Origin of the sequence: Streptomyces sp. NPDC048521, assembly GCF_043199855.1 — a bacterium.
Classification (GTDB): Bacteria; Actinomycetota; Actinomycetes; order Streptomycetales; family Streptomycetaceae; genus Streptomyces.
In genome coordinates, this window is record NZ_JBICWR010000001.1 from 244,407 (window position 1) to 268,752 (window position 24,346).

Sequence of the window (24,346 nt, forward strand, 5' to 3'; positions counted from 1 at the left end):
GGTGGCCGAGCCGAGGCCGGGTGGCCGAGCCGAGGCCGGGTGGCCGAGCCGAGGCCGGGTGGCCGAGCCGAGGCCGGGTGGCCGAGCCGAGGCCGGGTGGCCGAGCCGAGGCCGGCTGGCCTAGGCCGCAGTCGAGCGGCCGTGGCCGGGTCGTGGTCCGGCCCGCTCACTGGGTGCTACTGCCCCGCGTACGCCTTCTCCAGCGCGGTGACGTCGAGCTTGCCCATGCCCATCATGGCCTGGGTGGCACGTCCGGCCTTCTCCGGGTCTGGGTCGCCGACCATGTCGATCAGCCGGTCGTAGACGACCTGCCAGGAGACGCCGTACCTGTCCTTGAGCCAGCCGCAGGGGCCGCCCTCGCCGCCGTTCTCGGTGAGCTTGGTCCAGTAATGGTCGATCTCCTGCTGGTCGGCGCAGAGGATCTGGAAGGAGATCGCCTCGTTGAACTTGAACTGGGGGCCGCCGTTCAGCGCGACGAACTTCTGGCCGTTGGCCGTGAACTCGACGACCAGCACGGAGCCGGCCGGGCCCGGGCCGGCCTCGGTGGAGCGGCTGACACGGTCGATGCTGGAGTTCTTGAAGATCGACACGTAGTAGTCGGCGGCCTCCTCGGCCTGGCCGTCGAACCAGAGACACGTGGTGAATCCGTCGGTGGTCATGAACACCTCCTGGTATGGAACGCGGTCATCTGTATCGACCGGTCCACGGCGCGAAACTCATCGGCCGGACCGGCACATCACCCGGACGGGCGAGTGGGGCCCGCATAGCATCCAGATCATGACCGCTTCGTCTGCCGAGAGCATCCAGCCCTTCCGCCTGTCGGTCCCGCAGAGCGACCTCGACGACCTGTACGACCGCCTCGACCGCACCCGCTGACCCGCCGAGCTGCCCGGCGCCGGCTGGGAGTACGGGGTCCCGGCCGGCTACCTGCGGGAGCTAGCGCAGCACTGGCGGCACGGCTACGACTGGCGTGCCGCCGAGGCGGAACTGAACCAGTGGCCGCAGTTCACCACCTCGATCGACGGGGCGAACGTCCACTTCGCCCATGTGCGCTCCGCGAAGCCGAAGGCCGTGCCGCTGGTGCTGACCCACGGCTGGCCCGGCTCGATCGTGGAGTTCCTGGACGTCGTCGGCCCGCTCACCGACCCGGTGGCGCACGGCGGGGACGCGGCGGACGCCTTCCACGTCGTCGTACCGAGCATCCCGGGCTTCGGGCTGTCCGGGCCCACCACAGAACCGGGCTGGGAGGCGGGCCGGGTGGCCGACGCCTGGGCGGAGTTGATGCGGTGGCTCGGCTACCCACGGTTCGGGGTGCAGGGCGGCGACTGGGGCGCGGCGATCTCGCGGGAGCTGGGCCGCGCCCACCCGGACCGGGTGATCGGCGTCCACCTCAACCTGCTGCCCGGCGCCCACGCGACCACCGAGCCGACCGAGGAGGAACTGGCCGGGCTCGGCCCCGAGGAGCGGGAGCGGATGCTGCGCTCGTGGCACGGCTGGGCGCACTGGTCGCGTGAGGGCACGGGCTACGCGGTGCTGAAGTCCACCCGGCCGCACACCCTCGCCTACGCCCTGACGGACTCCCCCGTCGGTCAGCTCGCCTGGATCGTCGAGAAGTTCCGGGAGTGGACGGACTCGCGGGAACTGCCGGAGGAGGCGGTCGACCGGGACCGGCTGCTGACCAACGTGATGCTGTACTGGCTGACCGGCACGGCCGGCTCGTCCGGCCGTATCTATGACGAGCGGGCGCACGCCACCGGCCGGACCGCCCGGCCGACCGAGCCGTCGACGGCGCCGACCGCGCTGGCCCTGTTCGCGGGCGAACCCCAGATCCCGCTGCGGCACAAGGCGGAGCGGACCGAGAACCTCGTGCGCTGGACGGAGTTCGACCGGGGCGGGCACTTCGCGGCGATGGAGGAACCGGATCTGCTGGTCGACGACGTCCGGGCGTTCTTCCGGCAGACGCGGGAGAAGTGACCCGGCAGTCCCGTCAGGCGGCCAGGCAGAGCCCGTTGTGAGGCCGGTGCGGGGCGGCGGCCGGCCGGCGGTGCTGCGTCGTCAGGAGACGGTGCTGCGTCGTCCGGCGGGTCAGCTCGCCATGGGCCAGCGACAGCAGGTCACCGAGCCCCAGCCCGAGCGCGCGGGCGGCGGCCGCGAGGACCTCCGAGGACGCCTCCTTGCGGCCACGCTCGATCTCGGACAGATAGGGCAGCGAGATCCGGGCCGCGTCGGCCACGTCCTTCAGCGTGCGGTCCTGCGCCTGACGCTCGCGGCGCAGCACCTCACCCACCAGATCGCGCCACAGCGGTTCCTTGGGCTCGGGCTCGGTCCCGTCCGGGTGACCAGCGGGTGCCGGTCGCAGGGGGATCACTCTGGCTTCGTTGCTCACCTGGTTGCTCACCCCCGTCAGCCTAGGAGCCGCGCTCCGCGGGGCAAGGGCCCGGTATTGCGCCCTGAGGGAAATCGGCGGGCCGCCGCGGCACGACGGTGACGGTTTCGCGCCAGTACCGAGCGAGGGGTGCATGCGAGGCGTCACCAGGGGTACCCGCCGGGTGAGCGGCTCCGCAGGTATGCAGGCCGGTGTGCATGAAGCTCCGGATCGGGGGTATACGGCGGGGACGCACTTCGGGCAGGGAAACGGACACCGAGGCCGTGAAGGCAGACGTCACCGTGACTTTCGTGGGAGAGGTAATGAACACCGCCGGGATCCGGTCGGAAGCAGAGGTCGCCATGAGGACCGAGCAGGACAGGACGGGCGAAGGATCACTGCCTGGTATCGCGGACCCGACGGCCGTCGCACCGCGCGACGCGCGGGAGCTGTCCCGCCAGTTCTTCCGCCGGCTCGCCGAGCTGGAGGAGGGCACGCACGAGTACCAGTACGCGCGCAACACCCTCATCGAGATGAACATGTCGCTGGTGCGGTTCGCGGCCGGCCGGTTCCGGGGCCGCGGCGACGACATGGAGGACATCGTCCAGACCGGCATGATCGGCCTCATCAAGGCCATCGACCGGTTCGAGCTGTCGCGCGAGGTCGAGTTCACCTCCTTCGCGCTGCCGTACATCGTGGGCGAGATCAAGCGGTTCTTCCGTGACACCACCTGGGCGGTGCACGTGCCGCGCCGGCTCCAGGAGCTGCGCGTGGAGCTGGCCAAAGCGCGCGAGGAGCTGTCCAGCCGGCTGGACCGGGACCCGACGGTCGCCGAGCTGGCCACGCTCATGAACCTCTCCGAGCCCGAGGTGGTCGAGGCGCAGATCGCCTCCAACGGGTACAACTCCGCCTCCCTGGACGCGGCGCTCACCGGTGACGGCGCCGAGGACGGCGAGGCCGTGCTCGCCGACTTCATCGGTGTGGAGGAGGAGGGGCTGCGGCTCGTGGAGGACTTCCACGCGCTCGCCCCGCTGATGGCGGAACTCAGCGACCGCGACCGGCAGATCATCCACATGCGGTTCGTCGAGGAGGCCACCCAGGCGGAGATCGGGGAACGGCTCGGCTGCTCCCAGATGCACGTCTCCCGGCTGATCAAGCGGATCATCATGCGGCTGCGCCAGGGCATGCTCGGCGAGCTCGGCTGCGCCTGACGGGGCGGCCGGGGCGGGCCGTCCGGTCGGCCCTCAGCGCCCCAGTTCGAAGCGGGCACGCACGCGCTTGCCGACGGGCACCCGTTCCACGGTGACCTCCGAGGCCAGGGCGTGCACGATCTCCAGGCCGTGCCGCCCGACGCGCTGGGGGTCCTTGGGGTAGCGGCGGGGGACGGCGGTGCTGCTGTCGTACACGGACACCGTGACGGAGCTGTCGGTGCCCTCCAGCTCCAGGATGTACGGACCGTTGCTGTGCTGGTCGGCGTTGGTCACCAGCTCGCTCACCATCAGGAGCAGCTCGCCGTCGGTGCGGCTGTCGGCGACCGCGCACCACTCGGTCCTGAGTTGTTCCAGGAACTGGGACGCGAAGGCCCGTGCCTCCGCGATGCATCCGGGTTCGCCGGTGTAGTGCGCCGCGCGCCGCAGCGGCTCCACGGGTACGTCGAAACCAGTCGGTATCACTGCCCCGCCCAGGTGATCGATCATGCTGTCTCTCTCGGAAAGCCCGGTCCGGCCGGTCGCTGTTGCACCAGTCCCTGTACCCCGAGCCGAGCCCGGCAGTCCACCGAATGCGTTCGCCGAACGCACAGTGGCGAGGCTCACGGCCCCGGGCCCGGGAAGGTGGGACCGTTCACCTCGCCGACGAGTCGTTCTCCTGCTACCCCCGCGACTCGGGCGCCTTGACCAGTTCGCGCACCGCGTTGGCGGCGCCGGTCAGCACGGCGCCGACGCAGAGGATGAGCAGCGCGTTCATCGCGGTGTCCCGGACGAGTCCGCCGCCCGCCAGGGCCCGGGCCATGGCGCCCATCACGAACGGCAGGGCGACCATGATCATGAGGAAGGTGCGGTCGGCGCTCAGGACGGCCGTGTAGCGGCGGACCAGGGTGCCGAGCTGGGCGCTCCGGCTGCGCGGACGGGGCGGGGGCACCGGGGTGACGGGGGCCGGACCGGGACGGTGCGGCTGGGTCGTGGCCTCGGTGACGTAGTGCCGGTGGAACGGGGATTCGCGGTACTCCCTGGCCCAGTCCCGCTCGCGGTCGCGGTCGAAGGCGTCGAAGGCCTCCGGCCACTGCTCGAAGCCGAAGAAGGCGAGGGTGTCGCCGGGCGGGCCGTAGTAGGCGATCTTGCCGCCCGGGGCCAGTACCAGGAGGCGGTCGCAGACGCCCAGGCTCAGGACGCTGTGGGTGACCACGATGACCGTGCGGCCGTCGTCGGCGAGGCCGCGCAGCATGTTCATCACCGACCGGTCCATGCCCGGGTCGAGACCGGCAGTCGGCTCGTCCAGGAAGAGCAGCGAGGGTTTCGTGAGCAGCTCCAGGGCCACGCTGACCCGTTTGCGCTGACCGCCGGAGAGGCTGTGCACGGGCTGCTCCGCGCGCTGCTCCAGGCCCAGTTCCCGGATCACCTCCGCCACCCGGGCGCGTCGCTCGGCCTTTCCGGTGTCCTCCGGAAACCGCAGCTCGGCGGCGTAGGTCAGAGCGGCGCGCACGGTGAGCTGGGGATGCAGGATGTCGTACTGCGGGACGAGGCCGATGCGCCGGCGTAGTCGCGGTACAGGTCGCGTCCGTCGTACAGCACGGTTCCGCGGTCGGCGGGGCGCTGCCCGGTCAGGGCGTTCAGCAGCGTGGACTTGCCGGCGCCGCTCGGTCCGACCACCGCGAGCAGGCACTTCTCGCCGACCGGGAAGGAGACGTGGTCCAGGAGCACCTTGCGGCCGCGGTCCACGGTGACGGTGAGGTCCTGCACGTCGAGGGAGACCTCGCCGGTGTCGACGTACTCCTGGAGTTCGTCGCCGACCAGGCTGAACGCGCAGTGCCCGATGCCGATGATGTCGCCGGGGCCGACGGGCGCGCGGGTGGTGGGCCGGCCGTTGAGATACGTGCCGTTGTGGCTGCCGAGGTCGACGATCTCGAACGTGCCGTCGGTGTGGGCGCGCAGTTCGGCGTGGCTGCGGGAGACGGTCAGGTCGTCCACGACGAGGTCGTTGTCGGGGGCCCGGCCGATGCGGAGGGTGCGAGCGGGCAGCGGGCGGACGCTGGCGGGCGGCGGAAGGTGCCGGTCAGCTCGGGCATCGACACCGCCGAGGGGCGGTCCGGGGTGGGGCGCGGGGCGCCCGTCAGGACGGCGCGGGGGCCGTCGGTGGGGTTGCCGAAGCGGACCTCGCTGCCGGGCCTGACCTGCCACTGCTCGACCCTGATGCCGTCGGCGTAGGTGCCGTTGGTGCTCTGCCGGTCCGCCAGGGTCCAGTGGTCGTGCGCGCAGCGCAGTACGGCGTGGTGCCACGAGCCCCGGGCATCGTCGAGGACGATGTCGCTCAACGGGTCGCGCCCGACACGGTAGTCGTGGCCCGGGCTCATGACCGTGGAGCCCGTGTCGGTCTCCAGGACGAGTTCGGGCGCCGTCCGGGCGACCGGCCGCTCCGCCATGGTCGGAATTCCACCGATCCGCTCACTTGTGCGCCCGCCGTCCGCTTGCCCGTTCGGCCACGCGTACCGCCTGCCCGTTCGGCCGCACCGCCACCACGGGCGCGTGCGACGCCCACGGACACGTGTCAGGCGACGGGCACGACGAGCGCCGGGAGGGTGCGCTGCATGCGCAGGGCGTCGACGGACTCGGCGAGCAGCTCGTACTCGGTGGTGTCGTCGCAGGCGGCGATCCGCACCAGCCGCCCGCCCGCCAGCTCGTCGGCGACCAGCTCCTGCTGGGCGTCGTCGGCGCACCAGGCGCGCAGCAGGACGGGCACGTCGGCCACCGTGTCGGCGACCGGCACCAGCGCGCCCGCCGGGAAGGCGGCATCCTCCGGGCTCGGATCCAGCCGCTCGGCGATCCAGGAGGCCCGGTCCCGCAGCCACCACAGCGCCAGCGCCAGGGTCGGCGCGCGGTAGGTGCCGAGCGGTACGCCGATGCGCCTGCCGTCGCACATGCCGTACGCCGTGACGTGGCACAGGAATTCGTCGTGCACCTCTCACTCCCCCGTCGCCTCGCTGATGGCCGGCCAGGCCCTCGCTCTCCGTGCGGCTCCTGTGCGGTGAAGTGCCCCTGACCTTCGAGTATCGCCACTGGCGAAACAGAGTCACCATGACTTTTTGGCCAGTCTGTTGGCATATTCACGGCCCGTTCTGGCCGGAATACACCAGGCTGTACGGGCGTCCGGGCATGACGTCGGAGGTAATCGACCCGCCCCACACTGCTCCGGCATGGTGGTGACACCGGATCGACGAACCCCGGATCCGGGCCCTGACCAGGAGTGACGACCTCGATGGAGGCTGATTCGCCATGTCCGTGAACACGAACCGTTACGAGAGCGCCGCCGCCCGTTACTTCGAGGCCTGGAACGCCACCGGGCCGGCGGCCGTCGAGAAGGCGGTCGCCGCCGCGTGGACCGCCGACGGCGGCTACACCGACCCGCTCGCCGAGGTTCGCGGCCACGAGCAGATCGCCGCCGTGATCGCGGCGGTCCACGAGCAGTTCCCGGGCTTCGTGTTCCGTCCGCTCGGCGCGGTGGACGGGCACCACGACACCGCCCGCTTCGGCTGGGAGCTGGTGAACGAGGCCGACGGCTCCGCACCGGTGGCCGGGTTCGACGTGGTCACGCTGGACGAGGAAGGCCGCATCCGGCAGGTGCTGGGCTTCCTGGACCGGGTGCCGGCGGGTGTCTGACAGCGCCAGGCCGGCGACGGGTACCGCCGCGTGCGGTGGACTGCCCCGGTGAACGTGCCGAGGCCACCACGCGGCGGGCCTCGTGCCGGCCCGCCGGCTGCCGGGCCGCCGGGACGGAGGACGGCAAGCCGGTGACCGTCCGCCTTCAGGAGCGGCTCGCGGCCGTCTCCCGGTAGCGGCGGGGTGCGACGCCGACGGTGCGTTTGAAGGCGTTGCTGAACGCGCTCTCGGAGGTGTAGCCCACCGAGCGGGCCAGTGCCGCCACCGGGATGGAGTCCTGCCTGAGAGCGCGGGCGGCGAGGCTCATCCGCCAGTTCTGCAGGTAGGTCAGGGGCGGCACCCCGGCGGCCTCACGGAAGCGGACGGCGAAGGTCGTCCGGGACATCGCGGCGGCCCTGGCCAGGTCCGCCAACTGCCACGGCCGCCCGGGGTCGGCGTGCATCAGGCGCAGGGCGGGAGCCAGCCGCTCGTCCGCCAGCGCCCGCAGCCAGCCCGGCGGCAGCGCGGCGGCCTCGTCCAGGCACGCCCGCAGCACCTGGACGAACATCAGCTGGGCCAGATGGTCGGAGGTGAAGGCGGAACCGGCGCGGCCGCCGGTCATCTCCTCCATCAACTGCCCGGTGAGCCAGCGCAGCACCGGCGCCTCGGCCCCGCCGGAGCGCAGGTGGATCAGTTCCGGCAGGGCCCGGCGCAGCAGGTCGCCGCTGTCCCGGCTCAGGTCGATGTGCCCGGAGACGCACACCACCTCCTCACCCCCGCCGAGCGCTCCCATCCCGGTGCGCGGGTCGACGGCGACCTCGGCCGGGTCGGTGGGCGTCAGCCCGGGCTCGCTGCACAGGACGTACGACCGCTGCCCGTCCGAGACGATGACGTCGCCCTCGCCGAGCACCACGGGTTCGGTCGCGCCGTCGGCGATCAGCAGGCAGCCGCCCCGCACCAGGACGTTCACCTTGACCTTGTCACGGCCTGTGAGCCGGATCGCCCAGCGCCCGCCGGCCGTGAAGCCGCCGGAGAAGACACCGCGTGCGTCGGCGACGGCCAGGGCGTCGGAGAGGGGATCGGAGGTCATGCTCGAACTATCGCGCAAGTAGGACGCACTCTCAAGTATTCGCCGTACGCATGCGCGGACCTACGGTGGAGGTATGACCCACATTGAGAAGACACCTTCCCTGACCACCGCGCAGCAGGCCCTGCCCTCCCGTTTCGGTGCCGCCTCCACGGCCGAGGAGGTGGCCGCCGGCATCGACCTGACCGGCAAGGTCGCGATCGTCACCGGCGGCTACTCCGGAATCGGCCTGGAGACGAGCCGCGTGCTGCGGGCGGCGGGCGCCGAGGTCGTCGTACCGGCCAGGGACCCTGCGCGGGCCCGTGCCGCTCTGGCCCAGGTGGACGGCGTCCAGGTGGAGCCGATGGACCTGATCGACCCGGCCTCCGTCGACGCCTTCGCACAGCGCTTCCTGGCGTCCGGGCGTGTGCTGCACATCCTCGTCGGCAACGCCGGGATCATGGCGACCCCGCTGAGGCGGGACGCGCGGGGCTACGAGGCGCAGTTCGCGACGAACCACCTCGGGCACTTCCAGCTGACGGCCCGGCTGTGGTCCGCCCTGGTGGCGGCAGGCGGGGCGCGGGTGGTCTCGCTCTCCTCGCGAGGCCACCGCTTCTCCCCCGTCGTCTTCGACGACCTCCACTTCGCGCACCGGCCCTACGAACCGTTCGCTGCCTACGGTCAGTCGAAGACCGCGAACGTGCTGTTCGCCGTCGAGCTGGACCGACGGGGGCGGGCGGAGGGTGTGCGGGCCTTCGCCGTGCATCCCGGTCGCATCGTCGACACGGGCCTCGCGAAGCATCTCGACCAGGAGACCCTGCGGGCCGCGGGCAGCGTGGACGCCCAGGGCCGCCCGGTCCGGGACCCCGCCCGGCAGCTGAAGACGGTTCCGCAGGGTGCGGCCACCACTGTCTGGTGCGCCACCGGCGAGCAGCTCGCCGGGCGGGGCGGGGTCTACTGCGAGAACGTCGACATCAGCCCCCTGGTCGAGGACGAGGAGGCCTGGAAGGCCGACGAGTCCGCACCGGGCGTGCTTCCCTACGCGGTCGACCCGGAGGCGGCGGCGCGGCTGTGGGAGGTGAGCGAACGGCTCACGGCCTGAGCGCGACCGCCGCCCGGCGTTCTCAGCCCTTCACGATCGCGTCGATCCGGGCCAGTTCCTCGGCGTCGAAGTCGAGGTTGCGGATGGCGCCGACGCTGTCCTCGATCTGCCGCGCGCTGCTGGCACCGACCAGGGCGGAGGTGACCCGGCCGCCGCGCAGCACCCAGGCCAGCGCCAGCTGGGCCAGGGTCTGGCCGCGGGACTTGGCGATCTCGTCCAGGGCACGGAGGCGGCCGACCAGGTCCTCGGTGACCGCCTCCGTCTTCAGGAAGGGGCTGTCGCTCGCGGCCCGCGAGTCCTCGGGGATGCCGTCGAGGTAGCGGCCGGTGAGCAGGCCCTGCTCCAGCGGGGAGTACACGATGGAGCCGACCTGGAGTTCGTCCAGGGCGTCGAGCAGGCCCTCGTCCTCCGGGCGCCGGTCGAGCATCGAGTAGCGCGGCTGGTGGATCAGCAGCGGGGTACCGAGGTCGGCGAGGATGCGGGCGGCCTCGCGGGTCTGCTCGGCGGAGTAGTTGGAGACGCCGACGTACAGTGCCTTGCCCTGCTGCACCGCCGAGTGCAGCGCGCCCATCGTCTCCTCCAGCGGAGTGTCCGGGTCGGGGCGGTGCGAGTAGAAGATGTCGACGTAGTCGAGGCCCATCCGCGCCAGGCTCTGGTCCAGCGAGGAGAGCACGTACTTGCGCGAGCCCCATTCGCCGTACGGTCCGGGCCACATCAGGTAGCCCGCCTTGGTGGAGATGACCAGCTCGTCGCGGTACGGCGCGAAGTCGGCCTTCAGGGCCTCGCCGAGCGCGGACTCGGCGGCACCGGGCGGCGGGCCGTAGTTGTTGGCGAGGTCGAAGTGGGTGATGCCGAGGTCGAAGGCACGGCGCAGGATGGCACGCTGGGTGTCGACGGGCCGGTCGGGCCCGAAGTTGTGCCACAGGCCGAGCGACAGCGCGGGAAGCTTCAGCCCGCTGCGGCCGGTGCGCCGGTAGGGCATGTCGGCGTAACGGTCGGGGTGTGCGGTGTACAACGCGACTCCAGAGGGGTTGGCACACGATCTACCGGTTCCACTCTTCACCGAGCCGCGGGCAGCGGTCCAACAGAAGAATCCGATGGAATTGTGCGGCTAGGCTTCTCAATCATGGAACTGCGCCATCTCCAGCACTTCGTCGCCGTCGCCGAGGACCAGCACTTCACCCGGGCCGCCGAACGCCTGATGGTGTCCCAGTCCGGTCTGTCGGCGTCCATCAGGGCGCTGGAGCGGGAGCTGCGGGCACCGTTGTTCGTGCGCACCACCCGCCGGGTGACGCTCACCGAGGCGGGGCGCGCGCTGCTGGCGGAGGCCGAGCGGATCCTGGCACAGGTGCGCTCGGCGCACGAGGCGGTGGCGGCGGTGCAGGGCGTGCTGCGCGGCACGCTGGCACTGGGCACCGAGCAGTGCATCGCCGGGGTGAACGTGGCCCGGCTCCTGGCGGCGTTCCGGCGCCGGCATCCGGACGTGGAGATCCAGCTGCGGCAGGCGGGCTCGGGCGCGCTGGCCGAGGAGGTCGCGGCCGGGCGGCTCGACCTGGCCTTCGCCTACCGCACCCAGGCGGACACCGACCAGCTGCGCTCGGTGGCGCTGACCAGCGAGCCGATGACCGTGCTGTGCCATCCCAGCCACCGCCTGGCCTCGGCCGCCGCCGTCCTCGCCCCTGACGACCTCACCGGCGAGGTCTTCGTCGACTTCCACCCGGACTGGGGTCCGCGCCGCACCACCGACGCCGCCTTCGCCGCCGCCGGGGTGCGGCGCACGGTCCCGCTGGAGGTCAACGACGTGCACAGCCTGCTGGACCTCGTCGACGAGAACCTCGGGATCGCGGTCGTGCCCCGGCACTTCCGGCACAAGCGGCCCACGCTGACGGCACTGCCGCTGAAGGGCACCAGGGAGGCCGAGTACCAGACCGTCGCCCTGCTGCCACCTGATCGGGCCACCAGCCCCGCCGCCCGCGCGCTCGTCACCCTCCTCGAGACAGAGGGCCTGACACCACCGGCGGACGGGCCCCAGGCCTCCTGATGCCGGCGTCCGCCGCCGCGGACTCGTGAGGCGCGACCGCTCCGGGCAGTGGCCAGTCCCTCGGAGAAGGCGGTGGCCAGCCCCCAGGAGAAGGCGGTGGCCAGCCCCCAGGAGGAGGCGGTGGCCAGTCCCTGCGAGGAGGCGACGAACCGTCACTTACCGTCCCATGGAATCCGGATCCCGGAGGTATGACCGCGCTCCATGCGCGATGGTGGACCCATGCATGCGAAGGACATCCTCATCGACGGCTACGGCCGCATCCAGGAAGAAGTCCATGCCGCCCTCGACGGCCTCGGACCGGACGAGCTGCGTCACCGACCGGCCCCCGACGCCAATTCCATCGCCTGGCTCGCCTGGCACCTCACCCGGGTGCAGGACGACCACATCGCCGATGCCTTCGACCTCGACCAGGTGTGGCTCTCCCAGGGCTGGGAGAAACGCTTCGGCCTGGACCTGCCCCGGCACGACACCGGCTACGGGCACAGCCCGGCCAAGGTCGCCAAGGTGCGGGTCGACTCGGCGGACCTGCTGACCGGGTACTACGACGCCGTGCACGAGCAGACCCTGGGGGCCCTGCGCTCCCTGGCCGCCAAGGATCTCGAACGTGTCGTCGACGAGCGCTGGGACCCCCCGGTCACGCTGGGCGTCCGCCTGGTGAGCGTCCTGTCCGACGACCTTCAGCACATCGGACAGGTCGCCTACCTCAGGGGCCTGCTTCAGAGCGCGGCCGCGTAACCCGGCAGCACCACGTCCTCGATGAGGGCGTTGCGCTCGTCGAACGGGACGAAGGCGCTCTTGAGGGCGTTCACCGTGACCGTGCGCAGGTCCTCGACCGTCCAGCCCGCCTGCTCGACCAGCAGGGACATCTCCCGGGTCATCGTCGTGCCCGACACCAGCCGGTTGTCGGTGTTGAGGGTGACCCGGAAGCCGAGGTCCTTCAGCGCGGTGATCGGGTGCTCGGCGATCGAGGTGGCGCAGCCGGTCTGCAGGTTGGAGGTGGGGCACATCTCCAGGGCGATGCGGCGGTCGCGCACCCAGGACGCGAGGCGGCCGAGCTTGCCGTCCACGATGTCCTCGGTGATGCGCACACCGTGACCGATGCGCTGGGCGCCGCACACCTGCAGCGCCTGGTGGATGCTGGGCAGGCCGTGCGCCTCACCGGCGTGGATGGTGAAGGGCACGCTCTCGCGGCGCAGGTGCTCGAAGGCGGCCAGGTGGTCGGCGGGCGGGAAGCCGTCCTCGGCGCCGGCGATGTCGAAGCCGACGACACCGGCGTCGCGGTAGGCGACGGCCAGGTCGGCGGCCTCGCGGACGCGGTCGAACATCCGCATGCCGCACAGCAGGGTGCCGACCCGGACCGGGGTACCGGCCGCGGCCGCCTTGGCCATACCGGCGGCGAGACCTTCCTGGACGGTCTGAACCACCTCGTTCAGCGTCAGCCCGCCGTTCACGTTCAGCTCGGGGGCGTAGCGCACCTCGGCGTAGACGACACCGTCGGCGGCGAGGTCGAGGACGTACTCCTCGGCGGTGCGCAACAGGCCCTCGCGGGTCTGCATGACGGCGAGGGTGTGTTCGAAGGTGGCGATGTAGCGGACCAGGTCGCCGGAGTTGGCGGCCTCGAAGTACCAGGCGGCCAGCTCGTCGGGGTCGGTGGTGGGCAGCTTGTGGCCGACCGCGGCCGCCAGTTCGACGACGGTGGCGGGGCGCAGGCCGCCGTCGAGGTGGTCGTGCAGCACGGCCTTGGGGAGCCGGCGGAGGGTCTCGGTGTCGATGTGGGGCGCGGTCATGGCAGGGGCTTTCCTCGGCAGATGGTTCAGAAGGGTGATCAGGCGGCGGGCTGGAGCAGGTCCCAGCGGTTGCCGTACAGGTCCTGGAAGACGGCGACGGTGCCGTACGGCTCGTGCCGCGGCTCCTCCAGGAAGGTCACGCCGGCCGCGGTCATCCGGGCGTGGTCGCGGGCGAAGTCGTCGGTGTGCAGGAAGAACCCGACGCGTCCGCCGGTCTGGTCGCCGACGCGGGCCCGCTGGTCCTCGTCCTTGGCGCGGGCCAGCAGCAGGCCGGTGGCGGTCGCGTCGCCGCCGGGTTCCACGACGACCCAGCGCGAGCCGTCGGGACGCGGGGCGTCCTCGGCCAGACGGAATCCGAGGGCCTCGGTGTAGAAGCGGATGGCCTCGTCGTAGTCGTCGACGACAAGGGTGACCAGGGCGACGCGTCGCATCGGTACCTTCCGGTGGGGGTGGTTAGCCGGTGAGGTTATACGTAAAACCTCACGGACGCCAGTCCTTGTTCTACGCGCGTTGCGACACGGGTGGGGCGAGCGTCCCGTCAGGGACTTTCCTCGCCCTGGGCGACCTCGACACGGTGGTGGAAGTCGGCCGCCCCGGTGACCGAGGCCAGACAGGAGACGGCGGCGCAGGCGACGAGGAGCGCGGTGATCGCGCGGCCGGAGCGGGGCACGCGAGGGGCGTCCAGGAGGGCCTGGACACGCTGCGGCACGGGCCCGCCGATCGCGGCGGCGGCGAAGGGCGGGCGCGGGGAGCGGGCGGCCCGGCCGGCGAGGGCCGCGCGGGCGATCGCGCGGGCGGTCAGGCGGCGGTCGCCGACCGTGGCCGCTGCGGCCTCGTCGGCGGCGCGCTCGGCGGCGAGGCGGATCGTCTCGCGGACCGGGCGCAGCGCGGGGTGGCAGTGGGCGGCGAGTTCGGCGGCGGCGAGGAAGTAGTGGTGGCCGCCTTCGTTGTGCGCCCGCTCGTGCGCGAACAGCGCCTCGCGCTCGGGGCCGTCGAGACTGCGGAGCATCGCGGTGGTGACGACGATGCGGTGCGGACGGCCGGGCAGCGCGTAGGCGTCGGGGTGCGGCGAGTCCACCACGCACAGGTCACCGGCCGCAGGTCCGCGCCCGGCCTGCGTCCGGGCCGCCCGGAAGGCGCGGCCCTGGCGCAGCGCCGAACGGACGAGGGTCCAGCCGCCCACGGCCAGGACACCGACCGAGGCGGCGGCGGCCGGGACGACGAGGACGTCGGAGGCGGTGCGCAGCGGGTGGACCAGCTCGCCGAGCGTGGCGAAGAGCGGCAGCTTCAGCAGCCCGACGAGGACGAAGGCACCCAGAGCGGCGAGCGAACACCCGGCGAGGACGACCGCGCAGACGGTGACGGCCCGCAGTGCGGCGGCCGGGGCCAGCCGGTCCAGGGTCCGGCGAGCCAGGGCCGGCAGGGCGAACGGCAGCAGCAGGGGCAGCAGGAGCAGGACGGTCATCGGTCGCCGGATGCGAGCAGTTCCCGCAGGACGCGTTCGTCGTCGGGGCTGAGCTGGGCGACGAAACGCGCCAGGACGGTCTCGCGGTCGCTGTCCCGGTCCAGTTCGCTGTGCATCCGGCGGGCGGTGAGACCGTGGGCGTCCTGGACGGCCCGGACGGGGGCGTAGGCGTATCCGCGGCCCTGGCGCTGCCGGTCGACGACTCCCTTGTCGTGCAGGCGCGTGAGGATCGTCGTCACCGTCGTGCGGGCGAGGTCGGCGCCGAGGCTCTGCTGGACCTGGCCGGGCGTCTGGGGCGCGCCGGCGGCCCAGAGCGCGGCCAGGACGCTCGCTTCGAGTTCGCCGGCCGGCCGGCGTTCGTCCTTGGCGTCGGTCATGGAACGTTCCTCACCCCGTCTTCGTCTGCCGTCCGGAAGACGTCTACAGGATTGTAGTTGGCCGGCTGCCTGCCCACGGCTGGGGAGGAGTCCGACCGTCGCGGCCGATGAAATCGACCAACTTATTCGCTTGTGCCCCTCTTCGGTCCTGGCGCATCGCCTGGCCCCCACGGGATCGCGGTAACGGACCGCCGACCACGGAGGAGCTACCGAGCGGACGCCCGCCGCGCGGCTGTGCCGGTGGTGTGCGCGGCCCTCCTCGTCGTGGGCTGGGCCGTTCCCCCGGGGGGCGAGTTCCGCGGCGCCGTCCGACGTCTCACGCACACCGGCGGCGACGGCGGGCACCACCGACCCCACTCCGTCGGCGCTGAGGCACGTCGATCCGGCCGCGCTCCGGTCCGCCGCGGCGCGCGCGGCGAAGAAGCTCCTGGTGCCCGGCGCGGTGGTGCTGCTGCGCACCCCGCAGCGAACCTTCCGGGCGACCATCGGCACCACCGAACGGGGCACGGCTCCACCGCGGACGACCTGGCCGCCCGGATCCGGGCCCTGGTGACGGGCAAGGTCCTCGACCCCGCGCCCCAGCGGCGGTGGCCGCACAGCCCGCAGGCCGAGAACCCGGCCGAACCCGACGGGCAGAGGGTACGAACGTGCCCCTGTCGCCCGACGGCCGCACCACGGTCGACGCCCTGCTGCCCACCGTCCCGGACCAGGCCTACGCCGGCCTGTCCCTCCCGACCGGCTAGGGACTGGTGCGGCGGCCACCGTCGGCCTGCGTGCGGGCCTCGCCGAGCCGCGCCAGTTCCTCGGCGGTGAGCCGCAGCGCCCCGGCGGCGACGTTCTCGACCAGGTGGCCGGGGTTGCCGGTGCCGGGAATGGCGAGGACGTGCGGGCCCTGGTGCAGCGTCCAGGCGATGCGGACCTGCGCGGGGCTCGCTCCGTGGGCCCGGGCGACGGAGAGCACCGCGTCGTCGTGAGCGGTCGTCGCCCCCTGATCTCCGGCCTCTCCGGCGACGGCGTAGAAGGGGACGAAGGCGATGCCGTGCTCACCGCACAGCCGCAGCACCTCGTCGCCCACGGGGTCGGCGCGGTCCACCGCGTAGCGGTTCTGCACACACACCACGGGCGCGATCTCCAGCGCCTCGGTGAGGTGCTGGGGTTCGACCGCGGAGATCCCGAGGTGCCGGATCAGCCCTGCCTCCCGCAACTCGGCGAGGGCGCCGAAGTGTTCGGCTATGGAGTCCTGCCGCATCCGGCGGAGGTAGACGACGTCGAGGTGGTCGCGCCCGAGCTGACGCAGGTTCTCCTCGACGTGGCCGCGGAGCTGGTCGGGCCGGGCGGAGGTGCCCCACTCGCCGTAGTAGTCGCGGTAGGGCCCGACCTTCGTGACGACGACCAGGTCGTCGGGGTACGGGGACAGCGCGCTGTTGATGAGTTCATTGGCGGAACGCAGCGACGAGAAGTAGAAGGCCGCCGTGTCGATGTGGTTCACACCGAGCTCGACGGCCTTGCGCAGGACGGCGAGTGACCGTTGCCGGTCACTGGGGGTGCCGAGGTGGAAGGCGGCGCTGCCCGTCAGCCGCATCGCACCGAAGCCGATGCGGCTGACGGGCAGATCGCCGAGTTCCCAGGTGCCGGAGGCGTCCGCGGTGATCGTTTCAGCAGTCATCGGCGGAGTTTCGCACACGGCGCCCGGCCGGGCGTCAGCAGTACGGGCCGGCACCCGGTGACGCGCTGGTGGGCGAAGACCCGGCTCCGCACCCGCGCGGGGGTTGTGCCGTCGACACCGCGGACGGTCCGGCCCGGCGCCGGCCACCGTCGCGTGGTGCGCCGCCGGGGCCGGTCCGCGACAGCGGTGACGGCGCACGGAAACGGGGCCCGGCCCGCCCACACGGCCGGGCCCGGGGGCTGGGGAACATCAGCTCAGCGGTTTCGCCAGGATCGCCTTGCGGTGGCTGAACGTCTCGATGGAGTAGCGGCCGTGGTAGCTGCCCATTCCGCTCTCCCCCACGCCGCCGAACGGCAGATCGGAGACGGTGAGGTGCGCCAGGGGCAGGCCGTGGCCGAGGCCGCCGGAGGAGGTCTCGGCGGCGATGCGCGCACGGGTCTCCTCGGACTCGCTGAAGACGTACAGCGCGAGCGGCTTGTCACGGTCGTTGACGAAGCCGATCGCCTCGTCCGGACCGGACACGGTGACGACCGGCAGGATCGGACCGAAGATCTCCTCCCGCATGACGGGCGACTTGGGGTCGACGTCCGCGAGGACGGTGGGCGCGATGTACTTGGTCGCACGGTCGCTCACGCCACCGACCACGACACGGCCCGAGCCGAGCAGGCCGGTGAGCCGGTCGAAGTGCCGCTCGTTGACGATCCGGCCGTACTCGGGCGAGGCCGCCGGGTCGGCCCCGAAGAGGGCCTCGATCGCTCGGACCAACGCGGACTCCAGGGCGGTGGCGGTCTCCGGGTCGGTCAGGACGTAGTCGGGGGCGACGCAGGTCTGGCCGGCGTTGAGGAACTTGCCGCGTGCGAGCCGGTCGGCGACCACGTCGAGGTCGGTGCCGCGGTCCACGAACACCGGGGACTTGCCGCCCAGTTCGAGGGTGACCGGGGTGAGGTGCTCAGCGGCGGCGCGCATCACGATGCGGCCGACGGTGCCGTTGCCGGTGTAGAAGATGTGGTCGAAGCGCTCGGCCAGCAGAGCCGTGGTCTCCGGGACGCCGCCCTCGACGACGGCGACCGCGTCGGTGTCGAGGTAGGCCGGGACCAGCTCGGCCAGCGCGGCCGAGGTGGCCGGGGCCAGCTCGCTCGGCTTGGCCACGACCGCGTTGCCGGAGGCCAGCGCCCCGACGACGGGGGCGAGCAGGAGCTGTGCCGGGTAGTTCCAGGGGGCTATGACGAGGACGACGCCGAGCGGGTCGTACTGCGTCCAGGCCGTCGCGTCGGTGCCGAGGTGCGGCGGGACGGGGGCCGGCTCGGGGCGCAGCCACTCGTCCAGGTGCTCGAGGGTGTGGTCGATCTCCCGGACGGTGAAGTCGATCTCGGTGCGGTAGGCCTCGGTGCTGCTCTTGCCCAGGTCGGCGTGGAGCGCGGCGGCGAGGTCGGCGCCACGTTCCGTGAGCATCGCGCGCAGGCGGCGCAGCTGGGCGGTGCGCCAGTCGACGGACTTGGTGCGGCCGGTGCCGAAGGTGGCGCGCAGCCGGGCCACGACGTCGGCGGGCTGCTCGGGGGTGGAGTGGGTCACGGGTGCCTCGCTGATGGTGCAGGTGCCGGGTGGAGCCGAGCCTAGGGTTTCGGCAGTCAGATGTAAACGCCAACCTTTCAGGTCCTCAAGTTCATTCCGGCCCCCTCTCGGTGACGTGGGTCACGTCGGCTCCGCTCCCCGATCGGGCGGGAGACTTCGGGAAAATCGTCCGCATGACCAACAGCGCGCATCCCCTCGTCGTCCGCGCCCGCCGGCTCGCCGCGGACCTGCTCCTCCCCCAGGCCGAGCGGGTCGACCAGGAGGGAGTGCCGGCGAGCCATGTCGCGGCGGTGAAGCGGTCCGGGCTGCTCGGGGTGGTCGCGCCGGTCGCGCACGGCGGCTCGGGGGCGCCGCCTGCCGTGCTGCGGGAGACAACCGAGATCCTGGCCGGGGCCTGCTGTTCGACGTGGTTCGTGCAGACCCAGCACCACACACCGGTGCAGACCCTGGCGAAGAGCGAACTACCGGTGCGGGGACGGCTGCTCGGACCGCTGTCGCGCGGGGAGCTGTTGTCCGGGGTGGCCTATGCGCATCTGCGGTCGTATCCGCGGGTCCCGGTCAGGGTCCGCCGGGACGGCGGCGGCTGGCGGTTCGACGGGACCGTCCCCTGGTACACCGGCTGGGGCCTGAACGACGTGATGCTGCTGGCGGCGGTGACCGACACCGGCGAGGTGCTGTTCGCCTTCACCGAGGCACGCGAGCAGCCGGGGCTGCGGGCCTCGCCGCCGATGCGCCTCGCGGCCCTCACGGCCGCGCGCACGGTGTCGCTGGAACTGGACGGCCTGTGGCTGCCCGAGGACGCGGTGGCCCTGCGGACCCCGTACGAGCGGTGGGCGCCCGGGGACCGGGCCAGGACGCTGAACGCCAATCCGGCCGTCTTCGGCGTCGCGGAGGCGGCCACGTCCCTGCTGGACGCCAAGACGGCCGGACCACTGCGGGCCCGGCTCGCCGACGTCCGCCGCCGGGCCTACGCCCTGGCCGACCATCCGGCGCCGCTCGAACGGGTCGGCGAACGGCTGGCCGTGCGGGCGGAGGCGTACGAGGTGCTGCGTACGGCCACCACCGCCGCGGTGGTGGCCGGGGGCGGCCGCGCGATGGCCCTGACGAGCCGTGCGCAGCGCCTCGCCCGGGAGGGTCTGTTCCTGCTGGTGCAGGGACAGACGCCGGAATCGCGCACGGCCCACCTGCGCGCGCTGACCGGGGGGCCGGGCGGGGCAGGCGGTGCGGGGCACGGGTGACCGGACGCCGGGTGCGTCCGCACCCAGCGCTGGAGCGTCACGATCTCCTCGGTGTCGTGTACGGCCCGTGCAGTCGGCAGAACCCAAGTGACGTTCCTGGCGGCCCCGTTCGACTGCCTCGTCACGAACTGGCGGTCGGCCGGGCGTGGTTGCTCAGCTCGTGAACGGCACCTGCGTCGCGGGGGGCGGCGGTCCCGTCGGGGTGCGCCCACAGTCCCTGGTCGGCCAGCCGGGGCAGTACGCCCTCACCGAACCAGTACGCCTCCTCCAGATGCGGGTAGCCGGAGAGCACGAACTCGTCGATGCCGAGGGCGTGGTACTCCCTGATCCGCTCGGCGACCTCGTCATGGCTGCCGACCAGGGCCGTGCCCGCACCGCCCCGCACGAGTCCGATGCCGGCCCACAGATTGGGGTGGATCTCGAGCGCGTCGCGGCTGCCGCCGTGCAGGGCGAGCATGCGCCGCTGGCCCTCCGACTCGCTGCGGGCCAGGCCCGCCTGCACGGACCGTACGGTCTCCGGGTCGAAGCCGTCGAGCAGCCGGTTCGCCTCGGCCCAGGCCTGCTCGGAGGTGTCCCGCGTGATGACGTGCAGCCGGATGCCGAAGCGCACGGTACGGCCGTGCCCGGCGGCGAGGCCCCTGATCCAGGTGATCTTCTCCGCGACCTGCGCGGGCGGCTCGCCCCAGGTCAGGTAGACGTCGGCGTACCGGGCGGCGACCTGTCCCGCGAGGGGCGAGGAGCCGCCGAAGTAGACCTCGGGCACCGGGTCGGGCACCCGGCTCAGCGTCGCGTTCTCCACGTGGAGGTGCTCGCCGTGCAGGTCGACGCTCTTGCCCTCCCACAACCCCCGTACGACATGCAGGAACTCACCGGTACGGCGGTAGCGGGCGTCCTTGTCGAGGAAGTCGCCGTAGGCCCGCTGCTCGTGGCTCTCGCCGCCGGTGACGACGTTCAGCAGCAGCCGTCCTCCGGTCTGCCGCTGGAAGGTGGACGCCATCTGCGCGGCGAGCGTGGGCGAGACGAAGCCGGGCCGGAAGGCGACGAGGAACTTCAGCCGCTCGGAGTTCTGGCTGACCATCGCGGTGGTCAGCCACGCGTCCTCGCACCAGGCACCGGTCGGGGTGAGCGCACCGACGAAGCCGAGGTCCTCGGCGGCCCGCGCGATCTGGCTCAGGTAGGCGATCGTCGGCGGTCGGTCCCGGCCCGAGGCGGTCGCCGGGGTGCCGTGGCCGCCGCCGACGACGTGGCGGCTGTCGCCGTTGGTGGGCAGGAACCAGTGGAACGAGAGCGACACGTGGGGTCTCCGATCAGAGCGGGCGGTGCCGGGGCGGCGAGGACCGTTCAGCACGTCCAAGCCGGTGTGCCGGCCCGACTGGGCTCGGTGGAGGCGCCGTTCGGCGTTCCCCGGCGTGCGACTGGCGGGCCGGGGCCGCGGCGCCGGTGAGCGTTCCGCGTCATCGGCGACGACGCGTGCGGTCATGGCGTTCAGCTCGCCGCCGCCAGGGCCGGGGTGCGGTCGAGAGCGGCCGAGAACTGGTCGACCACCTGCTCCAGGGCCTCGGCGGTGCCGGGGGCGACGGCCAGCGAGCCGTCCTCCCCTACGGTGATGTCCTTGTCGAGGGTGAACCAGCCCTGGACTATGTGGGCGGCGCCCATGGAGTTCAGCACCGGGCGCAGGGCGTAGTCGATGGCGAGGACATGTGCGGTGGAGCCACCGGTGGCGAGCGGCAGCACGGTCTTGCCGGTCAGCGCGTACTGCGGGAGCAGGTCGAGGAGCGCCTTCAGGACACCGGAGTACGACGCCTTGTAGACGGGGGTCCCGACCACGACGCCGTCGGCACGCGCGAACAACTCGGTGGCCTCGACGACGGCCGGGTGCCGGAAGTCCGCGCCGAGCAGGGCCTCGGCCGGGACGGTGCGGACGTCGAGCGGGATCACCTGGTGGCCCTGCGCGATCAGCCGCTGGTCCAGGTGGCGCAGCAGGCGGCCGGTGCGCGAGGACGCTGAAGGGCTGCCGGAGACGGACAGGACGGTGGCCATGGGTGCCTCGTTTCTGTGGTGCGCCGGGCGTCCGTGACGGGACGGGCGCCCAGGGAGAACGTCGGTCAGGAGTAGGTGAACTCGCCCTGGGAACGGCCGGATTCTCGACGAGGATTTCGGGCACGCCGAATTCCGGCAGGGAAAGGGCGGGGAATTCAGGCGTGCCGGGAGACCCGAAGGGACGGCAGGAAGGGGCGGATCAGACCGCGAGGCGACAACAGGCGCTGGAGACACGCGCGAGGTCGACATGGCGTCGCCGCGTGAGGTCCAGTCGCATCGTCATGCCGCCGATCGTGGCAGCAGCCGGTGATGACCGTCAAGGAAAAACCGACCGGTCTCGTATCGCGGACCATGGGATTTCACGAGGGCGCGACAGGGAAATCCTCGAACCGTCCGATCGGCGCCGTGCATTCCGCGGCGGTGCGGACGGAACCGGGGGGAATGCAGGGCGATGCCGATCCGGCGCACTGCGCCGGACCGCGCGGCCAACTGCGTGCGTGCCGAACCGATTTGAGCCGGACCGCGCGGAAGTGCGGCTCCCCGCAGCCGCCGCGCCGGCAGTGGGATGACGGCCGGGGATCAGGCGCTGCCGTCCTCCTCCTGTCCCTCGACCACGACGAGGAAGGCGTCCGCCTTCAGGTCCATCACCACGGTCGCCGGTTCCCCCTCGGCGCGTCGGGCGGCCGCGTACTCCTCCGCCGGCCACGAACCACGCGGAGCCCCCGCGGGAAAACGCTCCAACACCTTCGCACTCATGACGGCGGCCACCTCCAGCGACGCTGACGGAACGAACGGAACGTACGGGTTGTACCGATCCTGCTGCCCCGGATCGCCGCGGGCATGTGCGCACAGAAGGCGGAGGACCAGTCGGGGGACAGGTGGAAGGACACGCATCCGCGGACCCGGCCCGGTGGGAAGGGATCCCAGGGGGCCACCGACGCGGAGGAACCGGGAGCGATGAACGAAGACGACTCGGCGGACGGACTGCGCTGCCTGGTGACGGGCGCCACGGGCTACATCGGCGGTCGGCTGGTACCGGAACTGCTGGCCGCCGGGCACCGGGTGCGCTGCCTGGCGCGGTCACCCGGCAAGCTGCGCGACCACCCGTGGGCCGGTGACGCGGAGGTCGTGGCGGGCGATGTGACCGACGCCGACTCGGTCGCCGAGGCGATGCGGGGCGTCGACGTGGCGTACTACCTGGTGCACGCCCTCGGCAGCGGTGAGGGCTTCGAGGCGACCGACCGGCGCGCCGCCCGCATCTTCGGGGAACGGGCGAAGGCGGCCGGCGTGCGGCGGATCGTGTACCTGGGCGGTCTGGCACCGTCCGGGGTGCCCGAGGACGAACTGTCCCCGCACCTCAGGTCCCGGGCGGAAGTGGGCCGCATCCTGCTGGCCTCGGGCGTGCCGACCGCCGTGTTGCGCGCCGCCGTCGTCATCGGCTCGGGTTCGGCCTCCTTCGAGATGCTGCGGTACCTCACCGAACGCCTTCCGGTGATGATCACCCCCAGCTGGGTGCGCACCCGCCTCCAGCCCATCGCCGTACGGGACGTGCTGCGCCTCCTCGTCGGCAGCGCGCGCCTTCCCGGCGACGTCAGCCGTTCCTTCGACATCGGCGGGCCGGACGTCCTGACGTACCGGGACATGATGATCCGCTACGCACGCGTCGCGGGCCTGCCCCGGCGGCTCATCCTGCCCGTGCCGGTCCTGACCCCCGGCCTCTCCAGCCACTGGGTGGGACTGGTGACGCCGGTCCCCGCGTCCATCGCGCGGCCGCTGACCGAGTCGCTGCGCCACGAGGTGATCTGCCGCGAGCACGACATCACCCGGTACGTACCGGATCCGCCGGGGCATCCGCTCGGCTTCGACCAGGCGGTACGGCTGGCCCTGCACCGGGTGCGCGAGGCACGGGTGAGCACGCGCTGGTCGTCCGCCGCGGTGCCCGGCGCGCCCAGCGATCCGCTGCCCACCGACCCCGACTGGGCCGGCGGCAGCCTGTACACCGACCGGCGCGAGGCGGTGGTGGACGCCCCGGTGCACGTGCTGTGGCGGGTCATCGAGGGCGTGGGCGGGGAGAACGGCTGGTACTCCTTCCCGCTCGCCTGGAGCCTGCGGGGCTGGCTGGACCGACTGGTCGGTGGCGTCGGCCTGCGCCGGGGCCGACGGGACGCGGAGCGGCTGCGGGCGGGCGACTCGCTGGACTTCTGGCGGGTCGAGGAGATCGAGCGCGGACATCTGCTGCGGCTGCGGGCGGAGATGCGGCTGCCCGGCCTGGCCTGGCTGGAGATGTCCGCCGAGCCGGAGGGCGACGGCCGCAGCCGGTACCGCCAGCGGGCCCTGTTCCATCCGCACGGGCTGCTCGGCCACGCCTACTGGTGGAGCATCTCCCCCTTCCACGCCCTCGTGTTCGGCGGTATGGCCCGCAACATCGCACAGGCGGCGACCCGGCAGACACTTGCGCCGGCACCCGCACGCTGACCCACACAGTCGCGCCGGCCACGCCCGCCCGCCGAACCCTGCCGCCGCCCGGCCACCGCACCACACCCCCACCCGCCCGCCGAACCGCGCCCACCCGCACCCGCACGCTGACCCACACAGTCGCGCCGGCCACGCCCGCCCGCTGAGTCCTGCCGCCGCCCGGCCACCGCACCACACCCCCACCCGCCCGCCGAACGCCACCCACACCGACACCCACACCCCCACCGGCACGCCGAACCGCACCCACACCTGCCGGAGGCCCGCTGAACCGCGCCCGTACCCGTTCCCCTGAACAGTGCCGC

General features: G+C 72.6%; 23 protein-coding genes and 3 pseudogenes. 9 read left to right on the top strand and 17 right to left on the bottom strand.

Annotated features, from left to right (window positions below):
* Positions 1-176: 176 nt before the first annotated feature.
* Complete coding sequence (locus ACGFRF_RS01115; RefSeq protein WP_393735917.1) at positions 177-659, bottom strand: VOC family protein; 483 nt, start codon at positions 657-659, stop codon at positions 177-179.
* A 118-nt stretch (positions 660-777) separates the two neighbouring features.
* On the opposite strand from ACGFRF_RS01115, the pseudogene ACGFRF_RS01120 reads away from it, so the two are divergent.
* Positions 778-1,974 (top strand): annotated as a pseudogene (locus tag ACGFRF_RS01120) (epoxide hydrolase family protein).
* Positions 1,975-1,987: 13 nt separating this feature from the next.
* Here the strand turns inward: ACGFRF_RS01120 and ACGFRF_RS01125 are convergent.
* The gene (locus tag ACGFRF_RS01125; RefSeq protein ID WP_393735919.1) at positions 1,988-2,398 is read right to left on the bottom strand and encodes a helix-turn-helix domain-containing protein; all 411 of its coding nucleotides are present in this window, start codon (positions 2,396-2,398) and stop codon (positions 1,988-1,990) included.
* A gap of 290 nt (positions 2,399-2,688) precedes the next feature.
* Here ACGFRF_RS01125 and ACGFRF_RS01130 point away from each other — a divergent pair, with 290 nt between their 5' ends.
* Positions 2,689-3,576 (top strand): RNA polymerase sigma factor SigF, encoded by an 888-nt coding sequence (locus ACGFRF_RS01130; RefSeq protein ID WP_393737083.1) that lies wholly within the window; start codon positions 2,689-2,691, stop codon positions 3,574-3,576.
* A 33-nt stretch (positions 3,577-3,609) separates the two neighbouring features.
* Here ACGFRF_RS01130 and ACGFRF_RS01135 read toward each other — a convergent pair whose 3' ends face one another.
* The 3 genes and pseudogenes from ACGFRF_RS01135 to ACGFRF_RS01145 all read right to left on the bottom strand — a co-directional run bounded on the left by ACGFRF_RS01135 (position 3,610) and on the right by ACGFRF_RS01145 (position 6,538).
* The gene (locus tag ACGFRF_RS01135) at positions 3,610-4,062 is read right to left on the bottom strand and encodes an ATP-binding protein (RefSeq protein WP_393735921.1); all 453 of its coding nucleotides are present in this window, start codon (positions 4,060-4,062) and stop codon (positions 3,610-3,612) included.
* Between the two features lie 193 nt (positions 4,063-4,255).
* Positions 4,256-6,002: pseudogene (locus tag ACGFRF_RS01140) on the bottom strand (FHA domain-containing protein); the annotation flags it as partial.
* Between the two features lie 125 nt (positions 6,003-6,127).
* Entirely contained in the window at positions 6,128-6,538 is a 411-nt protein-coding gene (locus tag ACGFRF_RS01145) for a hypothetical protein (protein WP_393735923.1), read from the bottom strand.
* 314 nt (positions 6,539-6,852) lie between these two features.
* Here ACGFRF_RS01145 and ACGFRF_RS01150 point away from each other — a divergent pair, with 314 nt between their 5' ends.
* Positions 6,853-7,236: a nuclear transport factor 2 family protein gene (locus ACGFRF_RS01150; RefSeq protein ID WP_393735925.1), complete on the top strand. Its 384-nt coding sequence runs from the start codon at positions 6,853-6,855 to the stop codon at positions 7,234-7,236.
* A 145-nt stretch (positions 7,237-7,381) separates the two neighbouring features.
* Here ACGFRF_RS01150 and ACGFRF_RS01155 read toward each other — a convergent pair whose 3' ends face one another.
* Positions 7,382-8,305 (bottom strand): AraC family transcriptional regulator, encoded by a 924-nt coding sequence (locus ACGFRF_RS01155; protein ID WP_393735927.1) that lies wholly within the window; start codon positions 8,303-8,305, stop codon positions 7,382-7,384.
* Positions 8,306-8,378: 73 nt separating this feature from the next.
* Between ACGFRF_RS01155 and ACGFRF_RS01160 the strand changes: the two genes are divergently transcribed.
* Positions 8,379-9,383, top strand: coding sequence for an oxidoreductase (locus tag ACGFRF_RS01160; protein WP_393735929.1), 1,005 nt, complete (start codon positions 8,379-8,381; stop codon positions 9,381-9,383).
* A 22-nt stretch (positions 9,384-9,405) separates the two neighbouring features.
* Here the strand turns inward: ACGFRF_RS01160 and mgrA are convergent, their stop codons facing one another.
* A complete protein-coding gene (gene mgrA / locus ACGFRF_RS01165) occupies positions 9,406-10,398 on the bottom strand; it encodes an L-glyceraldehyde 3-phosphate reductase (RefSeq protein ID WP_393735931.1) in 993 nt (330 codons plus the stop codon).
* Positions 10,399-10,509: 111 nt separating this feature from the next.
* Between mgrA and ACGFRF_RS01170 the strand changes: the two genes are divergently transcribed.
* Both ACGFRF_RS01170 and ACGFRF_RS01175 read left to right on the top strand, forming a co-directional pair.
* A complete protein-coding gene (locus ACGFRF_RS01170; protein ID WP_393735933.1) occupies positions 10,510-11,424 on the top strand; it encodes a LysR family transcriptional regulator in 915 nt (304 codons plus the stop codon).
* Between the two features lie 219 nt (positions 11,425-11,643).
* Positions 11,644-12,159: a DinB family protein gene (locus ACGFRF_RS01175; RefSeq protein ID WP_393735935.1), complete on the top strand. Its 516-nt coding sequence runs from the start codon at positions 11,644-11,646 to the stop codon at positions 12,157-12,159.
* On the opposite strand, the gene ACGFRF_RS01180 is transcribed toward ACGFRF_RS01175, so the two are convergent.
* The 4 genes from ACGFRF_RS01180 to ACGFRF_RS01195 form a co-directional block, all read right to left on the bottom strand.
* Positions 12,141-13,211 carry an adenosine deaminase gene (locus ACGFRF_RS01180; protein WP_393735937.1) on the bottom strand — a complete coding sequence of 357 codons (1,071 nt, stop codon included), beginning with the start codon at positions 13,209-13,211 and terminating at the stop codon, positions 12,141-12,143. The two genes, ACGFRF_RS01175 and ACGFRF_RS01180, sit on opposite strands and share 19 nt — an antisense overlap.
* Positions 13,212-13,249: 38 nt before the next feature.
* Entirely contained in the window at positions 13,250-13,642 is a 393-nt protein-coding gene (locus tag ACGFRF_RS01185; RefSeq protein WP_393735939.1) for a VOC family protein, read from the bottom strand.
* Positions 13,643-13,749: 107 nt separating this feature from the next.
* A complete protein-coding gene (locus ACGFRF_RS01190) occupies positions 13,750-14,676 on the bottom strand; it encodes a M48 family metalloprotease (protein ID WP_393735941.1) in 927 nt (308 codons plus the stop codon).
* On the bottom strand, positions 14,673-15,053 hold the full coding sequence (locus ACGFRF_RS01195; RefSeq protein WP_393735943.1) for a BlaI/MecI/CopY family transcriptional regulator: 381 nt from the start codon (positions 15,051-15,053) through the stop codon (positions 14,673-14,675). Before ACGFRF_RS01195 ends, ACGFRF_RS01190 begins: the two co-directional genes overlap by 4 nt.
* A gap of 430 nt (positions 15,054-15,483) precedes the next feature.
* Here ACGFRF_RS01195 and ACGFRF_RS01200 point away from each other — a divergent pair, with 430 nt between their 5' ends.
* Positions 15,484-15,606: a hypothetical protein gene (locus ACGFRF_RS01200; protein WP_393735945.1), complete on the top strand. Its 123-nt coding sequence runs from the start codon at positions 15,484-15,486 to the stop codon at positions 15,604-15,606.
* Positions 15,607-15,792: 186 nt separating this feature from the next.
* Here the strand turns inward: ACGFRF_RS01200 and ACGFRF_RS01205 are convergent, their stop codons facing one another.
* On the bottom strand, positions 15,793-16,719 hold the full coding sequence (locus ACGFRF_RS01205) for an aldo/keto reductase (protein ID WP_393735947.1): 927 nt from the start codon (positions 16,717-16,719) through the stop codon (positions 15,793-15,795).
* 249 nt (positions 16,720-16,968) lie between these two features.
* Positions 16,969-18,291: an aldehyde dehydrogenase family protein gene (locus ACGFRF_RS01210; protein ID WP_393735949.1), complete on the bottom strand. Its 1,323-nt coding sequence runs from the start codon at positions 18,289-18,291 to the stop codon at positions 16,969-16,971.
* 173 nt (positions 18,292-18,464) lie between these two features.
* On the opposite strand from ACGFRF_RS01210, the gene ACGFRF_RS01215 reads away from it, so the two are divergent.
* Positions 18,465-19,529, top strand: coding sequence for an acyl-CoA dehydrogenase family protein (locus tag ACGFRF_RS01215; protein ID WP_393735951.1), 1,065 nt, complete (start codon positions 18,465-18,467; stop codon positions 19,527-19,529).
* A gap of 153 nt (positions 19,530-19,682) precedes the next feature.
* On the opposite strand, the pseudogene ACGFRF_RS01220 reads toward ACGFRF_RS01215, so the two are convergent.
* From ACGFRF_RS01220 to ACGFRF_RS01235, 4 genes and pseudogenes are all read right to left on the bottom strand, one after another.
* Positions 19,683-20,823: pseudogene (locus ACGFRF_RS01220) on the bottom strand (LLM class flavin-dependent oxidoreductase).
* Positions 20,824-21,014: 191 nt separating this feature from the next.
* Positions 21,015-21,569 (bottom strand): NADPH-dependent FMN reductase, encoded by a 555-nt coding sequence (ssuE, locus tag ACGFRF_RS01225; RefSeq protein ID WP_393735953.1) that lies wholly within the window; start codon positions 21,567-21,569, stop codon positions 21,015-21,017.
* A 199-nt stretch (positions 21,570-21,768) separates the two neighbouring features.
* Positions 21,769-21,852 (bottom strand): putative leader peptide, encoded by an 84-nt coding sequence (locus tag ACGFRF_RS01230; RefSeq protein ID WP_393737084.1) that lies wholly within the window; start codon positions 21,850-21,852, stop codon positions 21,769-21,771.
* A 296-nt stretch (positions 21,853-22,148) separates the two neighbouring features.
* Positions 22,149-22,325, bottom strand: coding sequence for a hypothetical protein (locus ACGFRF_RS01235; RefSeq protein WP_393735955.1), 177 nt, complete (start codon positions 22,323-22,325; stop codon positions 22,149-22,151).
* 201 nt (positions 22,326-22,526) lie between these two features.
* Here ACGFRF_RS01235 and ACGFRF_RS01240 point away from each other — a divergent pair, with 201 nt between their 5' ends.
* A complete protein-coding gene (locus ACGFRF_RS01240) occupies positions 22,527-24,044 on the top strand; it encodes an SDR family oxidoreductase (protein WP_393735957.1) in 1,518 nt (505 codons plus the stop codon).
* The last annotated feature ends 302 nt before the right edge of the window (positions 24,045-24,346 follow it).

What these genes read in the sequence shown, in the direction of transcription:
- ACGFRF_RS01115 (WP_393735917.1), bottom strand. Translation starts at nt 659, where the DNA reads ATGACCACCGACGGATTCACCACGTGTCTCTGGTTCGACGGCCAGGCC.
- ACGFRF_RS01130 (WP_393737083.1), top strand. Translation starts at nt 2,689, where the DNA reads ATGAACACCGCCGGGATCCGGTCGGAAGCAGAGGTCGCCATGAGGACC.
- ACGFRF_RS01135 (WP_393735921.1), bottom strand. Translation starts at nt 4,062, where the DNA reads ATGATCGATCACCTGGGCGGGGCAGTGATACCGACTGGTTTCGACGTA.
- ACGFRF_RS01150 (WP_393735925.1), top strand. Translation starts at nt 6,853, where the DNA reads ATGTCCGTGAACACGAACCGTTACGAGAGCGCCGCCGCCCGTTACTTC.
- ACGFRF_RS01155 (WP_393735927.1), bottom strand. Translation starts at nt 8,305, where the DNA reads ATGACCTCCGATCCCCTCTCCGACGCCCTGGCCGTCGCCGACGCACGC.
- ACGFRF_RS01160 (WP_393735929.1), top strand. Translation starts at nt 8,379, where the DNA reads ATGACCCACATTGAGAAGACACCTTCCCTGACCACCGCGCAGCAGGCC.
- ACGFRF_RS01170 (WP_393735933.1), top strand. Translation starts at nt 10,510, where the DNA reads ATGGAACTGCGCCATCTCCAGCACTTCGTCGCCGTCGCCGAGGACCAG.
- ACGFRF_RS01175 (WP_393735935.1), top strand. Translation starts at nt 11,644, where the DNA reads ATGCATGCGAAGGACATCCTCATCGACGGCTACGGCCGCATCCAGGAA.
- ACGFRF_RS01180 (WP_393735937.1), bottom strand. Translation starts at nt 13,211, where the DNA reads ATGACCGCGCCCCACATCGACACCGAGACCCTCCGCCGGCTCCCCAAG.
- ACGFRF_RS01185 (WP_393735939.1), bottom strand. Translation starts at nt 13,642, where the DNA reads ATGCGACGCGTCGCCCTGGTCACCCTTGTCGTCGACGACTACGACGAG.
- ACGFRF_RS01190 (WP_393735941.1), bottom strand. Translation starts at nt 14,676, where the DNA reads ATGACCGTCCTGCTCCTGCTGCCCCTGCTGCTGCCGTTCGCCCTGCCG.
- ACGFRF_RS01195 (WP_393735943.1), bottom strand. Translation starts at nt 15,053, where the DNA reads ATGACCGACGCCAAGGACGAACGCCGGCCGGCCGGCGAACTCGAAGCG.
- ACGFRF_RS01205 (WP_393735947.1), bottom strand. Translation starts at nt 16,719, where the DNA reads ATGACTGCTGAAACGATCACCGCGGACGCCTCCGGCACCTGGGAACTC.
- ACGFRF_RS01215 (WP_393735951.1), top strand. Translation starts at nt 18,465, where the DNA reads ATGACCAACAGCGCGCATCCCCTCGTCGTCCGCGCCCGCCGGCTCGCC.
- ssuE (WP_393735953.1), bottom strand. Translation starts at nt 21,569, where the DNA reads ATGGCCACCGTCCTGTCCGTCTCCGGCAGCCCTTCAGCGTCCTCGCGC.
- ACGFRF_RS01230 (WP_393737084.1), bottom strand. Translation starts at nt 21,852, where the DNA reads ATGACGATGCGACTGGACCTCACGCGGCGACGCCATGTCGACCTCGCG.
- ACGFRF_RS01235 (WP_393735955.1), bottom strand. Translation starts at nt 22,325, where the DNA reads ATGAGTGCGAAGGTGTTGGAGCGTTTTCCCGCGGGGGCTCCGCGTGGT.
- ACGFRF_RS01240 (WP_393735957.1), top strand. Translation starts at nt 22,527, where the DNA reads ATGAACGAAGACGACTCGGCGGACGGACTGCGCTGCCTGGTGACGGGC.